We start from the raw sequence: 13,686 nt of genomic DNA, 5'->3' as shown, positions 1-13,686 counted from the left end.
ATTCATCTAACCAACAGCTCAAATGCCGAAGCCAGTCATGTCATGCCAAAATTGCGGCATGACTTATTTCCCTTTCAATGCCGCTTGCACGAAAGCACTAAACAACGGATGCCCATCACGCGGTGTCGATGTAAACTCAGGATGGAACTGCACACCGATAAACCAAGGGTGCTGCGATTCAGGCAACTCCATCATTTCTGGTAAGTTCTCGGTCGGTGTACGCGCCGAAATCACCATACCTGCTTTTTCGAGCTGCTCAGTAAATTGCGTATTGACTTCATAACGATGGCGATGACGTTCGGTAACGGTTGAGCCATAAATTTGATGCGCCTTCGTTCCTGCTTTCACTGGGCATGACTGCGAACCAAGTCGCATTGTGCCTCCCAAGTCAGACGCTTCGTCGCGTTTTTGCAATGAACCGTCCTCCCCCATCCATTCAGTGATTAAGGCCACCACAGGTTGTGTGGCATGTGAATCAAACTCTGTACTATTGGCCTTAGGTAAGCCCGCGACGTGTCGCGCATACTCAATCACTGCCAATTGCATGCCCAAGCAGATACCAAGGTAGGGCACTTTGTTTTCACGGGCGTATTGAATCGCACGAATTTTGCCTTCTGTGCCACGCTTACCAAACCCACCAGGTACAAGAATTGCGTCTAGTTTAGACAATTGTGCATTGACTTCTGCTTCGTTGTTCTCAAAATCTTCAGAATCAATGTATTCAATGTTGACTTGGGTTTGATTATGGATACCCGCATGACGCAAAGCCTCAATCAACGATTTGTATGACTCGGTCAAATCCATGTATTTACCAACCATGCCGATGGTAATCTCATGCTGTGGATGCTCCAAGGCCGTCACCAGCTTGTCCCATAACTCAACATTTGCAGGTGGTGCATCAATCCGCAACTCATCACAAATAACTTGGTCAAGACCTTGTTCAAACAACAATCTAGGCACTTTGTAAATCGTATCCACGTCATACACCGACACGACGGCATTGACGGGGATATTTGAAAACATTGAAATTTTAGCGCACTCATCCTCAGGAATGGGGCGGTCGGCGCGGCATAACAACGCATGCGGAATAATGCCAATCTCGCGCAACTTTTGTACTGAATGCTGGGTGGGTTTAGTTTTTAACTCGCCAGCACCCGCAATATAAGGCACGAGGGTCAAATGAACAAACGCCGAATTGCCTCGCCCCATGCGCAGACTCATCTGACGCACAGATTCTAAAAACGGCAGCGACTCAATGTCACCCACCGTGCCGCCAATTTCAACGATGGCGACGTCTGTTTGACCATTGTTCGATGCCGCCGCACCGCGCTCAATAAACAATTGAATTTCATTAGTGATGTGAGGGATGACCTGAACGGTTTTACCCAAATACTCGCCACGACGCTCTTTACGCAAAACCGACTCGTAAATTTGTCCCGTTGTGAAATTATTTGACTTGCGCATTTTGGCACTGATGAAACGCTCATAATGCCCCAAATCAAGGTCAGTTTCTGCGCCATCTTCGGTAACAAACACCTCGCCATGCTGAATCGGGCTCATCGTGCCGGGGTCAACGTTAATATACGGGTCCAATTTGAGCATCGTGACTTTAAGCCCACGCGATTCAAGCAACGCAGCCAAAGATGCCGCTGCAATACCTTTACCCAACGACGAAACCACGCCGCCCGTTACAAATACATATTTTGTCATTTTTATCACCGAAAACACTGCTTGTTGAAAGCGAGATTATACCTGCAAAACGACAGTTACCTTTTAAAAAATAATAGCGAAACCACCTAAAAAATTACCGATGCCGCCCCTCATACGCTGACAGAATCAAAGATTTTGACATCTCAAAATCCTCATGGTTACCTATCGACAATTCCAAATCACCTGTACCCCAGTGTCCAAATTTTCGGACATCACGTGCATTCATAGGTAAGGCCAGCGTATCAGGATTAACGTTCAAATACATCAACAAACGATTTTTCTGCACCACAATACTCGCAAAATTACGCAAACGTTTAAAAGCAACATACAGCTTTAACTCCTTACGCACCACATCATCGCCCAGCGACTGTATATAGTCCTCCACCGTACTCAGCAAAACACACATATCCGACGACGCATCCGCTACGGACTCGACATAACTTTTATCTGTAGATTTTTTACTCGACAGTTTTGTTGTACTGGTGTTTTTATCCCTTTTTTTACTGGACACACGCGACTTATCTGCTCTAGCTTTCGCCCCACTGACCGACGCATTCACTTGCTCAAGAAGGAGCAAACCTTGCCCAAACAAGCGATAGCGCACCAAATCGACATTACGATCAATTTGCTGCACGGCATGTGCATCAAACTTCGTAAAATCGCCAGCAATACAAATCAAACGCGGCGCATCCCAATCAATCAAAGTTGAAGCCTTGTCACCCAACAACTTGAGCACCAAAAGTTCAAACTCCGCCTGATGATCCATCAACCAATCCAAATAAAACAAGCCTTGGTTAATCACATTTTCACCCACCGAACGTTTGTACTCGATGATGACTGGACAATGATTTTCATCCAAGCCTAACGTGTCAATACGTCCACCATGTACACGCCCTGTCGAGTACTCCGTACTCAAAAACCGCACGCCAAGCAACGGCTCAAGATTCGCCTCAATCAAATTTTGCAGCGGCTTCTCTAAATCCAAAGCCTCGCCCTGCAATTCACTGGCAACTTTATTATTCAATTCAAATAAACGAATATCGCTCATGACAAACCTTAGTATATTTAGCTTTTAATTTAAGTATTTTTTTGAATAAAAAAGCAGGCCAAATGCCTGCTTTTTTATTAGAAGGATTTAACCCAGTTCTTCCACCCTCAACTTCACCACCTCACCCGAGACGGTATCAAGCGTTTTAATTTGCAGGACAGCGGTGTCAATGCTCGCTTCAAGCGAAACGTGAGTCATGATTACGATGTGGGTTTGCTGAGTGGCATCGTCCACTTCAGTTTGGAGCATCGCGTCCACCGAAATATCGTGATTGGCAAGGATGCGTGTGATGTCAGCCAAAACACCTGTTCGGTCTTGTACCGTCAAGCGTAAATAATAACGGGTCTTAACCGAGGACAACGGCAGCATTGGAATATTCGCCAAGGCATCGGGCTGGAATGCGAGATGGGGGACGCGGTGTTCAGGGTCTGCGGTAATCGTACGCGTGACATCGATGAGGTCGGCGATGACCGATGAGCCTGTGGGCTCTGCGCCCGCCCCTGCACCGTAGTACAAAGTTGCACCAACAGCGTCGCCTTTGACGAGTACGGCGTTCATCACGCCGTTGACATTGGCGATTAAGCGCGAGTCAGGAATCAGGGTCGGATGTACACGCAATTCGATGCCTTCGGGCGTGCGCTTGGTGATGCCGAGCAACTTGATACGATAGCCAAATTTTTCGGCATACGTGATGTCTGTGGCAGCGAGTTGGCTGATGCCCTCAATTGAGGCGGCTTTGAAGTTGATTGGCACACCAAAGGCAAGCGCACTCATCAATGTGATTTTGTGTGCGGCATCGACACCTTCAACATCAAAAGTTGGGTCGGCTTCGGCATAACCGAGTTCTTGTGCTACTTTCAGGGCGTCCGTGAAAGTCCAACCTTTTTCGCGCATTTGCGTGAGGATGAAGTTGGTTGTGCCATTAATGATGCCCGCAATCCATTCGATGCGATTGGCCGACAAACCTTCTCGCAAGGATTTAATAACAGGAATACCACCTGCGACGGCGGCTTCAAATACCACGGTGACGCCTTTGGCTTGCGCCGCCGCAAAAATTTCGTTGCCATGCTCGGCGAGCAATGCTTTGTTGGCCGTAACGACATGCTTACCATGCGCAATGGCTTCGAGCACAAAACTACGTGCAGGCTCGTAGCCGCCCATCGTCTCAACCACAATATCAATGTCTGGATGACGTGCCACGTCCATGATGTCGTCGACGATGAGGACGTTTTGCCCCACCAACGCTTCGGCTTTGGCGCGTGTACGGGAGGACACCACGGCGACTTCAATGCCTCGACCTGCGCGACGGGTAATTTCTTCTTGATTGCGCTGAAGGACTTTGACGACGCCGCTGGCGACCACGCCAGTACCTGCTATACCGATTTTGATGGGTTTCATACACTTTTCTCTAAAAAACATGTTCAAACAAAAAAATAACGGAAAAGTATAGATTTACTTCTTCCGTATTATTTAAGGGATGGGCATTTCGATTTAATGCCGAGTGATGCCACATTGTAAACCAAGCACTCAAACACGCCAAGTTTTAAAACACGTTTGGCGCATTTAAGTTAATTAATGATTTTGACTTGTCGCAATGCATTTACATCGCGTTGCGCTTTAGCATAATGCTTATCAATGGCGGCTTGCCATTCACCATTTTTTTCATTTTCATAATGTTCGATGTAAACAACACGCCCATCAACGACTTGCGTGCGATTGAGATAATTGTCAGTGGCCGAACCATCGCGCAAATGATGCCGCACCAAACGACGACTAAAGTCCTGCGCGGTCTGCAAAAAATGTCGAAGTGGCGTCATAAATGCAATGTCTTCACCAGCCAAAGGGGTACGAAATGCGGCATCAACGGGGAATGAGCCGACGTACCAAAAAGCCAAGCGGCGAATCAATACATTCCACGGTACAGAAAACATAATTGCTTGATAACGGGGGTCATCAATTTCAAGTAAGTTTTTGTCATCTTTGACAATTTCTGCGCCGCACTCAATTGCGGCCAGCTCAGGGTGACGGTTGAGCACATCAGACATTTCCTCACAAAAGCCAGGCAAATACATGTCGTCTTGATCCAAAAAGGAAATATACGGTGTAGTCGACAGCGAGGCAGCCACATTGCGCATGGCCGCTTGCCCTAGATTCGTAGCCATTTCTATAACGCGCAATTTCCCAGTGGCAATGTGGGCGCGATGCGCATCGGTCAAAAAGGGCGACAACGGCTGCGGAGAGGCATCCACCATGACAATGACTTCATGACATGCAGGACTGTCGATGACGGAATCAATCGCTCTGGCGATGGTGTCGCCGCCGTTGTAAAAAGGAATAATGCAGGTGACTTGAGACATAAGAAAGAACTAAAAATTAAAGAGTGATTGGATTTTACCTGCTACATAACTCTTGTGGCGAACAGACTTTAACTTATTTGTTTAAACTGGACAACCAAGCCGCCGCACCCTGCCCAGCAACTCGACCCGTGGCGAAACACGCAGTCAACAAATAACCACCCGTGGGTGCTTCCCAATCGAGCATTTCACCCGCGCAAAACACGCCCGCGCAGTTTTTGAGCATCAAATGCGCGTCTAAACTGTCAAAGGATACGCCACCTGCACTACTGATGGCTTCATCAATTGGGCGCGTTGCCGTGAACGTTATGGGTAAGGCTTTAATTTGATGCGCCAGTTGTAATGCGTCTGCCCATTGCGCCGCCTGCAATTGTTCAAACAACAACGCGGTCTTAACGCCTTTTAAGCCCAAACGACTTGCCAAATGACTGCTCATCGAGCGCGCACCGCGCGGATGTCCGACCTCTCGCTGCACTTGAGCCAAGTCGTGCTGTGGCAACAAATCCAAATACACGGTCGCTTGCCCTGTACGCTCTAAAGACTCGCGCAGTACACGGCTCGCCGCATAAATCAATCCGCCCTCTAAACCCGTTTCAGTCAACACCAACTCGCCTCGCCGCTCAAACAAAGGTTCGCCCTCGGCATCGTTTACACGCAAAGCAACGGGTTTAATCGGTGCGCCCGCAAATTTATCACGCAAATGCGCGCTCCACCCCGACACGTCAAAACCGCAATTGGCAGCAACAAACGGTTTTATGTCGACGACCGCCGCTTTTAACCATGGCACCCACGACGCATCTGAACCCAAACGTGGCCAGCTCGCGCCCCCCAAAGACAACACCGTCGCATCCGCCATTACCTTGATACAACCATCTGGCGAATCAAATACGTTTGCACCCGAGACATCCCAACCTTGCCAACGGTGACGCATTTTAAAGGTCACACCCGCCGCTTTCAAACGCGCCAACCATGCCCTGAGTAACGGCGCGGCTTTCATTTCATTCGGGAACACACGTCCCGATGTCCCAACAAACGACGACACGCCTAAATCCGTCATCCAATTGACCACGGCTTGATTGTCAAAGCGTCGTATGCAATCAAGCAAAACTTCACTACACGGCGCATAACGCTTTAAAAAAAAGTCCAAAGGCTCGGAATGGGTGATGTTCATACCACCAATGCCCGCGAGTAAAAACTTTCGCCCTACTGATGGCATGGCATCATAAACGGTGACACTAAAACCGCGCGCGGACAATTCTTCAGCAGCCATTAAACCCGCAGGCCCAGCACCAATCACAATCACTTGTTGATTCACGCGGCCACCTTGTGCATTTTCGCCAACCACCATTTGGTCAATAGCGGCAACGCATAAATCGGCAACTGCATCGCCCCAGCCAGCGGCATGAACTCAACGCCAACGAACGGAGCCGCAATCGTATACGTCAACAAAAGATTACGCGCCCCAGATGAAACCGCAGCAGAAACTGAATGCTCAATATCGAATCGATAAAACTGGCGAGAGGCATAAAAACTCAAGACATAAGGCACAACAACCAAGCATACCCCCAAACCCAACATGCTCAACGCACGTAGCGGTTGACTGTCAAACAAGTGTCGATACGCCCCTACCAAGCCAAAAGGAAAAGCCATCACCAAGAGAATCGTGATTTTAGACAGTTGCTGATGCACATGATGAAGCTGCGTTTCACTAAACACTCGATGTACCAAAGCAGACAAAGCCATTGGACCGACAATAAAAATCAACAACCGCTCAATATACAACGCCCAATCCAAATGGACATCGCCTGTTTGAAAACAATATAAATTCACAAACAGCACCACGGGCATCACCAGCGTCGTCGCAATCGTGAGTGCCATCGCGTACATCGGTGAAAACCCCATTGAACGGATAATTGCAGGCGCACCAAACAGCGAACCTGTCGCCATCACCGCCGCAATCGCCAATAACATCTCGCCCCGCTCTCCCGCCAGATACGCCAAACTGACCAACAAAGCAGTCAAACCAAGAGAGTGCCACACCGCATACGACCAAGTATCATAACGAGACAGCATGCGCACGAGTTTCGGTTGATTGATGCCGATTAAAGTAAAGAACATCAAAAAAAACAGCACCTGCGGCAGGTGCGACAACAGCATATTGGCCTCATCAGGGAATGCAAAGCCCAACACGCTCGCCAAAATCATAGCGATGGCAGCGTGCTTATTAATCAAATGAAGTGGGCTAAAAGAGGACATGTGTTTAAATAAAAAATTGTGCAGTTGCGCATTATATCGCGCATCAACCTGTTTCAACTGCAAAAAAAGCCACGACTGGAGCCGTGGCATTTTAAAACATAGGTGACACATCCAATCACGTGCGGTAGCGACCCAACAACAACGGCACAATGCCAATCGCCAAACCACCCACGGCAATAAGCGTCGTGATGAGATCAAATGTCGGCAACAGATACAAGCCCAAGAATGACATTAAAATAGCAGAACCCAAAGGCCAAATAACGTGTGAAAAGGAGTCTTTCAAGCTGGCTGTTTTTAAAAGGCCACGGTAATACCATGCGCAAGCAAATGCCGCCAAACCCATGTAAAAACAAATATGAAACCCAATCGCTAGCACAGAGCTGTCCAAAATCGACTTCACAGACTCCATCGTTGACGAAGCCGCCAATAACAAAACGCCCAAGAGCCAAATCACAAACGTAGCCACCCAAGGCGTTTGCCATTCAGGGTGAATATTGGCATAACGTGGGTGCAACATTTTGTCACGCGACATGGCGAACATACTGCGAGAAAATTGCAAAATTTGTGTTTCAACCGTACCAATCGTACTCAAAATTGTTGACAACACCGCCAAGCTGCTCCAAGGCTGCGGAAACAACTTATCTGCAATGGCGTACAATACGTTGGTATTCGCAGCGGCGATTTCCTCATCGGTCAAGACAATCAAAACCACAATCATCATGATGATGAAAAATAAAATCAAATTCACCATTGCCCAAAACGCGCCCTTGCTTGACGCAGGCGGATGACCACCTTGAGTTTCTTCCCCAAGATTCATGGTTACATCCCAACCCCAGTAAAAGAAAATCGCCGTCAAAGCACCCGCAGCAAAAGTCTGTGGCGTGAACGAAAAAGGCGAAAACCAATTCCAAGTAGGCATGTGTGCAGGCTTACCCCAATATTCAACAAACGCGCCGATAATTAATGCAAAAATAATCACCGTCTCAATCACCGTGAAAATCATTTGCGCGTAACTCGCATGCTTAATGCCCTTGGTCACCACAATCGTAATGAGCGTCAACCAAATCGCCGCAGTAAAGGCCACCCAACGCGTGTCTTCTACCAAACTGGGGGATAAATTAAACAAACCTTGAAACGTCAACAAGGTTGAGGTCGCAGCGGGAATGGTCGCCGACACCATAAACACCACCGAAGCCACCAGCAAACCCCAACCTGCAAAAAAGCCCCATGTTGGGCCAAACACATGACCTACCCAAGCATAAGTCGCGCCCGCATTCGGTGAAATTTTATTTAAATGGGTAAAAGCAAGCATGATGCCAAACATAATCAAGCCGCAATACAACACGCTACCAACCGCCAACTCACCCACAGCCGACACAATCACCGCAGTCGTTACCGCGACACTAAATGCAGGTGCCGTACCAGCAACGCCCATGACGACCGACTCAACAGTTCCCAGTGAACCGCTCGCCAAGCCCTTAGAATCAGACATTTTGTCTCCTTCAACATATAATTTTATGGGCTGTCAAACCCGACCAAACAAATAGACTGGCGTATCATACCTAAAACATCCCTACAAATACCCTCCACATTTAATTATTTTAACCATCCACTTTTAACAATAACCTTAGTATTTATAAGGCTTTAGACGCGTTTATATATTTAGATATTAAGCTACAATCTTAAACAAACACAACAAAGGTAAAGCATGGAAAAAATTATTGATTTTATCATCGAAATTGACAAATTAAAAACCGTCACACGCAAAACAAAACCACTCGGCCTCGACCGATACGAAAATTCTGCCGAACACAGTTGGCAAATTGCCCTGCTCGCCACTTCGCTTTCACCCTACGCCCCCGAACCGCTTGACATCAACCGCGTGATTTTGATGTTACTGGTACACGACATCGGTGAAATCGATACGGGCGACACCATCGCCTTTGCTGAAGTGGATTGGACTGTTCTCAAAGCAGAGGAGCTTGCCGCAGTCAAACGAATTTTTGGAATACTGCCAATCGAGCAAGCCCATTTATTTTTATATGCTTGGCAAGAGTTTGAAACAGGCAACACACCTGAAGCACGCTTTGCTCATGCGGCAGATCGCGCCATGCCCGTCTTGCTCAATCTTGCCAACCAAGGACAAAGCTGGCGCGAAAATGGCATCAGCTACGAGCGTGTGGTACGCCGCATCAAGGCACCCATCGCTGAAGGTTGCCCTGCGTTATGGGCTTACCTCGAAAAACGTTTGGATGAAGCTAAAAAACAGAGCTGGTTCGGTGCTTAAATTACTGTCGATTTACCTCTTTTTACAACAATAAATAAAGGTAAAATCAGCTATATTAAGATTAAAAGCCTGCTAAACCACTCACATATAATAGCGCTCTATTTTTTTAGGGGAAATAAATGAGTACCGTTACCATCGCAATTGCTATCTGTGCATTACTGACTTTGGCCTATGTGTTTGATTTGACCGCTTCAAAAACTAAAATTCCGTCCGTTATTTTATTATTGCTTCTGGGCTGGCTCGTCGCACGAGTCCCCATGGAGCGACCTGACTTGTCATTTATGTTGCCAATTTTAGGCACGATGGGTTTAATTTTAATCGTATTAGAGGGCTCTTTAGAACTACAAATCAATCGCTCAAAAATACCATTGGTTAAAAAATCGTCGTTGGCGGCCCTTTTGCCAATGTTGATTTTACCACTGGGCGCAGCGTACCTTGCCACCCTGTTTGGCTACCCTTCGCTCAAAAACAATATGGTCAACTTCGTACCCTTGTTCATCATCAGCAGTGCAATTGCGATTCCAACGGCTCAAAGCTTGAATCCATATAATCGAGAATTTGTCATTTATGAGAGCAGCTTGTCCGACATATTTGGCGTCATGTTATTTAATTTTATCGCGCTCAATGAAGTGATTGATGGTTCGGCGAGCATTGAGTTTGTTAAGCAAACTTTCGTCATGCTGGCAATTTCACTGGTTGCCACACTGGCTTTGGCATGGCTCATCAGCAGCATTAAACATCATGTCAAGTTTGTACCGATTGTGCTTGCGACGGTGATGATTTACTTGGTGAGCAAGCACTATCATCTGCCTTCATTATTGTTTATTTTATTGTTCGGTTTATTTTTGGGCAATGTGAGCTTATTCAAAAACAAACCCAAGTTTAACTTTTTACATCCCGAAGTGTTAGGTGAAGAAGTCCATCGCTTAAAAGACATCGTCGCCGAAGTCGCTTTTTTAGTGCGCTCTTTATTCTTCCTTTTCTTCGGTTTTTTACTCGACACCAATGAGTTACTCAATACCGATACCATATTATTGGCTATACTCATTACCTCAGCAATTTTTGGTTCACGCGCATTGGTACTCAAATTATTCAAAATGCCAAAAATGCCTTTGATGACAATAGCACCACGCGGTCTCATCACCATTTTGCTGTTTTTGTCGATTCCACCCGAACAAAGTATCGCTTTAGTTAACAAACCATTAATTACGCAAGTGATTATTTTGACGGCCTTAGTGATGATGTTTGGTGTGATGTTTAATAAAACACCCGTCGAAGAACCTGAACCCAATAATGAAAAGGTGGCATGAGCACGTCGTATCTATCCATTTCCGAACTGAACCAACGTGTTTCCGTTTTGCTTGAGCGGCACATTCCATTACTATGGGTTCAAGGCGAGATTTCCAATCTCACCCGAGCTGCCAGCGGGCATTGGTACTTTTCACTCAAAGATGATAAAGCACAAGTACGCGCCGTCATGTTTCGGCATCGCAACTCGCTGCTCAGTTGGCAGCCACGTGAAGGCGATGCCGTACAAGCTCAAGTCCTCGCGGGGCTATACGCTGCACGCGGAGACTTTCAACTCACGGTTGAGGCGATGCGACCTGCGGGTTTAGGTACGTTATACGAACGATTTTTAAAATTAAAAGACGAATTGGCTCGCAAAGGTTGGTTTGATGCCAGCTTGAAAAAAAACTTGCCTTTTTTTGTACGTCGAATAGGCATTGTCACCTCACCACAAGCCGCCGCTTTGCGTGATGTCGCGCACACCTTAGCACGCCGCGCGCCCCACATCGAGCTCATCCTCTACCCTACATTGGTCCAAGGCGATGCTGCCCCCGCACAAATCGCCGCCGCCATCCAGCAGGCGAATCAGGATAAGACGCTTGATGCCCTGCTCGTGATTCGAGGCGGAGGCAGCTTAGAAGACTTATGGGCCTTTAATGAATCCATCGTTGCACAAGCGATTTTTCAGTCTCGCCTGCCAATTATCTGCGGCGTTGGGCATGAAACCGACACCACTATTGCCGATTTTGTTGCCGACATCCGCGCCGCCACCCCTACAGCAGCCGCTGAACTGATTAGTAGTCCATCGCAACTTGACCATTTAACAGACATCCAATCGTGCTTCTCACTACTGCAACGCGCACTTCAACGACAACTGGCTCAACACACACAGCATTTGGACAAATTATCCATGCGCCTGCTCACCCCTGCTCAGCGCATCATGCAACAAAAACAAACACTGCAGCATCACTTCACTCGCCTACAACACGCCTTCACTTACAGACGACAACAATACCAACATCGTCTCGAGCGCGCACAACAACACTTCATTAATAACAAACCCAATATCAACACCGCTCAGCACAATATTGTCCGACTATGTGAGCGGCTACAACGCATACAAAAATTAAACCTCCAAAAACACCACGAGCACATTGCGCAATATCGCCGCAGCCTATCTCAACTCAATCCTGATAACGTCCTCTCACGCGGCTTTGCGTACGTTCGCGCGCAAAATGGCAGTATCGTTTATAATGCCAAGACGTTACAAGCAGGCGACGGCATCAGCGTCCAATTCGCAGACGGACGCGCGGTTTCAACCGTAAACCACGTCGAGACAGAGTAAACATTTTAACAACAACATTTTGAGGACAACTATGGAACATACTTTACCCGCACTGCCCTACGCAATGGACGCACTTGCACCGACCATTTCAAAAGAAACTTTAGAATTTCACTACAGCAAGCACCACAAAGCCTACGTAGACAACTTAAACAATTTGATTAAAGGCAGCGAATTTGAAAACGCCTCATTAGAAGACATCATCAAAAAATCATCAGGTGGCATTTTCAACAACGCAGCCCAAGTATGGAACCACACTTTTTACTGGAACGGCTTGTCACCAAATGGCGGTGGCGCACCTACGGGCGCACTCGCAGACGCCATCAACTCCAAATGGGGCTCTTTTGACGCATTCAAAGCTGAATTTACCAAAACCGCCGTCACAACATTCGGTTCAGGCTGGGCATGGTTGGTAAAAACACCAACAGGCGCATTGGAGCTGGTATCGACATCAAACGCCGCCACACCATTAACCACAGACAACAAAGCACTGTTGACGTGCGACGTATGGGAACACGCCTACTACATCGACTACCGCAACGCCCGTCCAAAATACGTTGAATCATTCTGGAACTTGGTCAACTGGGATTTTGTAGCAGCTAATTTTTCTGCCGCATAAAACACAGCACCACATCAAGCGACTTGCTGATTAAAAAACACCGCCCTCGCGGTGTTTTTTTACGGGCTTGTCGCTTGAATGGAGACATTTGACTCAACATTTCATCTCATTCGATAAATTACACTATACAAAATGATATACAATTTTTTAAGCGTTGTAAAGCTGCTTTTTGAAATGAAAAGAAATGAGTAATTTTTGAGAAACCCGCCGAAACCCATATAAAACAAGAGATTGAGCGTTAAGTTGAAATGAGTTGAAATAGAAAAATCCCAGTCAAAAGACTGGGATTTTTGTTTTTGGTGCCCGGGGCCGGAATCGAACCGGCACGCCCCTTATTCAGGTAAGCGGCGGATTTTAAGTCCGCTGTGTCTACCAGTTTCACCACCCGGGCGCCATTCTGTCGCACTGGAGGCGGGGGTCGGAATCGAACCGGCGTCCACGGCTTTGCAGGCCGCTGCATAACCACTCTGCCACCCCGCCAGTGCTTGTTTGGCGTGCCGTACATTCAGCACTGTACGGCTTTTAAACTACTTTAAACTAAAAAAGGAAGTCAAACTTAACTTCCTTTTGAAATTTGGAGCGGGAAACGAGGCTCGAACTCGCGACCTCAACCTTGGCAAGGTTGCGCTCTACCAACTGAGCTATTCCCGCATTGTGTTTTCAAAAATCAAAAACTTTCTTTTTCTGTGGAGCGGGAAACGAGGCTCGAACTCGCGACCTCAACCTTGGCAAGGTTGCGCTCTACCAACTGAGCTATTCCCGCACATCAAAAGAGAACGAAAG

The 13,686-nt window shown here is 47.2% G+C and carries 11 protein-coding genes and 4 tRNA genes; 4 read left to right on the top strand and 11 right to left on the bottom strand.

Features of this window, described 5'->3' with window-relative positions; genetic code table 11:
• Positions 1 to 63: 63 nt before the first annotated feature.
• The 7 genes from DFR44_RS03635 to DFR44_RS03605 all read right to left on the bottom strand — a co-directional run bounded on the left by DFR44_RS03635 (position 64) and on the right by DFR44_RS03605 (position 8,860).
• A complete protein-coding gene (locus DFR44_RS03635) occupies positions 64 to 1,710 on the bottom strand; it encodes a CTP synthase (protein WP_133619350.1) in 1,647 nt (548 codons plus the stop codon).
• A 94-nt stretch (positions 1,711 to 1,804) separates the two neighbouring features.
• On the bottom strand, positions 1,805 to 2,758 hold the full coding sequence (locus DFR44_RS03630; RefSeq protein ID WP_133619349.1) for a DUF5655 domain-containing protein: 954 nt from the start codon (positions 2,756 to 2,758) through the stop codon (positions 1,805 to 1,807).
• An 87-nt stretch (positions 2,759 to 2,845) separates the two neighbouring features.
• Positions 2,846 to 4,156 carry a homoserine dehydrogenase gene (locus DFR44_RS03625; protein WP_133619348.1) on the bottom strand — a complete coding sequence of 437 codons (1,311 nt, stop codon included), beginning with the start codon at positions 4,154 to 4,156 and terminating at the stop codon, positions 2,846 to 2,848.
• Between the two features lie 170 nt (positions 4,157 to 4,326).
• Positions 4,327 to 5,115 carry a glycosyltransferase family 2 protein gene (locus DFR44_RS03620; RefSeq protein WP_133619347.1) on the bottom strand — a complete coding sequence of 263 codons (789 nt, stop codon included), beginning with the start codon at positions 5,113 to 5,115 and terminating at the stop codon, positions 4,327 to 4,329.
• A gap of 73 nt (positions 5,116 to 5,188) precedes the next feature.
• Positions 5,189 to 6,460, bottom strand: coding sequence for a BaiN/RdsA family NAD(P)/FAD-dependent oxidoreductase (locus tag DFR44_RS03615; protein WP_133619346.1), 1,272 nt, complete (start codon positions 6,458 to 6,460; stop codon positions 5,189 to 5,191).
• Positions 6,424 to 7,368 (bottom strand): hypothetical protein, encoded by a 945-nt coding sequence (locus tag DFR44_RS03610; RefSeq protein WP_133619345.1) that lies wholly within the window; start codon positions 7,366 to 7,368, stop codon positions 6,424 to 6,426. Before DFR44_RS03610 ends, DFR44_RS03615 begins: the two co-directional genes overlap by 37 nt.
• 115 nt (positions 7,369 to 7,483) lie before the next feature.
• Complete coding sequence (locus tag DFR44_RS03605) at positions 7,484 to 8,860, bottom strand: APC family permease (RefSeq protein ID WP_133619344.1); 1,377 nt, start codon at positions 8,858 to 8,860, stop codon at positions 7,484 to 7,486.
• 216 nt (positions 8,861 to 9,076) lie between these two features.
• Between DFR44_RS03605 and DFR44_RS03600 the strand changes: the two genes are divergently transcribed.
• The 4 genes from DFR44_RS03600 to DFR44_RS03585 all read left to right on the top strand — a co-directional run bounded on the left by DFR44_RS03600 (position 9,077) and on the right by DFR44_RS03585 (position 12,903).
• On the top strand, positions 9,077 to 9,655 hold the full coding sequence (locus DFR44_RS03600; RefSeq protein ID WP_133619343.1) for an HD domain-containing protein: 579 nt from the start codon (positions 9,077 to 9,079) through the stop codon (positions 9,653 to 9,655).
• 119 nt (positions 9,656 to 9,774) lie between these two features.
• Positions 9,775 to 10,965 carry a cation:proton antiporter domain-containing protein gene (locus DFR44_RS03595; protein ID WP_133619342.1) on the top strand — a complete coding sequence of 397 codons (1,191 nt, stop codon included), beginning with the start codon at positions 9,775 to 9,777 and terminating at the stop codon, positions 10,963 to 10,965.
• Positions 10,962 to 12,287: an exodeoxyribonuclease VII large subunit gene (gene xseA / locus DFR44_RS03590; RefSeq protein WP_133619341.1), complete on the top strand. Its 1,326-nt coding sequence runs from the start codon at positions 10,962 to 10,964 to the stop codon at positions 12,285 to 12,287. The genes DFR44_RS03595 and xseA overlap by 4 nt, the downstream gene beginning before the upstream one ends.
• Positions 12,288 to 12,318: 31 nt before the next feature.
• Positions 12,319 to 12,903 (top strand): superoxide dismutase, encoded by a 585-nt coding sequence (locus tag DFR44_RS03585; protein WP_133619340.1) that lies wholly within the window; start codon positions 12,319 to 12,321, stop codon positions 12,901 to 12,903.
• 297 nt (positions 12,904 to 13,200) lie between these two features.
• On the opposite strand, the gene DFR44_RS03580 is transcribed toward DFR44_RS03585, so the two are convergent.
• From DFR44_RS03580 to DFR44_RS03565, 4 genes are all read right to left on the bottom strand, one after another.
• Positions 13,201 to 13,294: transfer RNA gene (locus tag DFR44_RS03580), tRNA-Leu, on the bottom strand.
• A gap of 15 nt (positions 13,295 to 13,309) precedes the next feature.
• Positions 13,310 to 13,383: transfer RNA gene (locus DFR44_RS03575), tRNA-Cys, on the bottom strand.
• A gap of 95 nt (positions 13,384 to 13,478) precedes the next feature.
• Positions 13,479 to 13,554: transfer RNA gene (locus DFR44_RS03570), tRNA-Gly, on the bottom strand.
• Positions 13,555 to 13,590: 36 nt separating this feature from the next.
• Positions 13,591 to 13,666 (bottom strand) — tRNA-Gly (locus tag DFR44_RS03565).
• Positions 13,667 to 13,686 lie beyond the last annotated feature (20 nt).

The sequence above is a fragment of the Hydromonas duriensis genome (assembly GCF_004363775.1).
GTDB classification, from domain to species: domain Bacteria; phylum Pseudomonadota; class Gammaproteobacteria; order Burkholderiales; family Burkholderiaceae; genus Hydromonas; species Hydromonas duriensis.
This window is presented reverse-complemented; position numbering and strand designations above follow the sequence as displayed.

Excerpts from the sequence above, each read along its gene's own strand:
- DFR44_RS03605 (WP_133619344.1), bottom strand. The coding sequence starts at position 8,860 with ATGTCTGATTCTAAGGGCTTGGCGAGCGGTTCACTGGGAACTGTTGAG.
- DFR44_RS03610 (WP_133619345.1), bottom strand. The coding sequence starts at position 7,368 with ATGTCCTCTTTTAGCCCACTTCATTTGATTAATAAGCACGCTGCCATC.
- DFR44_RS03620 (WP_133619347.1), bottom strand. The coding sequence starts at position 5,115 with ATGTCTCAAGTCACCTGCATTATTCCTTTTTACAACGGCGGCGACACC.
- xseA (WP_133619341.1), top strand. The coding sequence starts at position 10,962 with ATGAGCACGTCGTATCTATCCATTTCCGAACTGAACCAACGTGTTTCC.
- DFR44_RS03615 (WP_133619346.1), bottom strand. The coding sequence starts at position 6,460 with ATGGTGGTTGGCGAAAATGCACAAGGTGGCCGCGTGAATCAACAAGTG.
- DFR44_RS03585 (WP_133619340.1), top strand. The coding sequence starts at position 12,319 with ATGGAACATACTTTACCCGCACTGCCCTACGCAATGGACGCACTTGCA.
- DFR44_RS03630 (WP_133619349.1), bottom strand. The coding sequence starts at position 2,758 with ATGAGCGATATTCGTTTATTTGAATTGAATAATAAAGTTGCCAGTGAA.
- DFR44_RS03635 (WP_133619350.1), bottom strand. The coding sequence starts at position 1,710 with ATGACAAAATATGTATTTGTAACGGGCGGCGTGGTTTCGTCGTTGGGT.
- DFR44_RS03595 (WP_133619342.1), top strand. The coding sequence starts at position 9,775 with ATGAGTACCGTTACCATCGCAATTGCTATCTGTGCATTACTGACTTTG.
- DFR44_RS03625 (WP_133619348.1), bottom strand. The coding sequence starts at position 4,156 with ATGAAACCCATCAAAATCGGTATAGCAGGTACTGGCGTGGTCGCCAGC.
- DFR44_RS03600 (WP_133619343.1), top strand. The coding sequence starts at position 9,077 with ATGGAAAAAATTATTGATTTTATCATCGAAATTGACAAATTAAAAACC.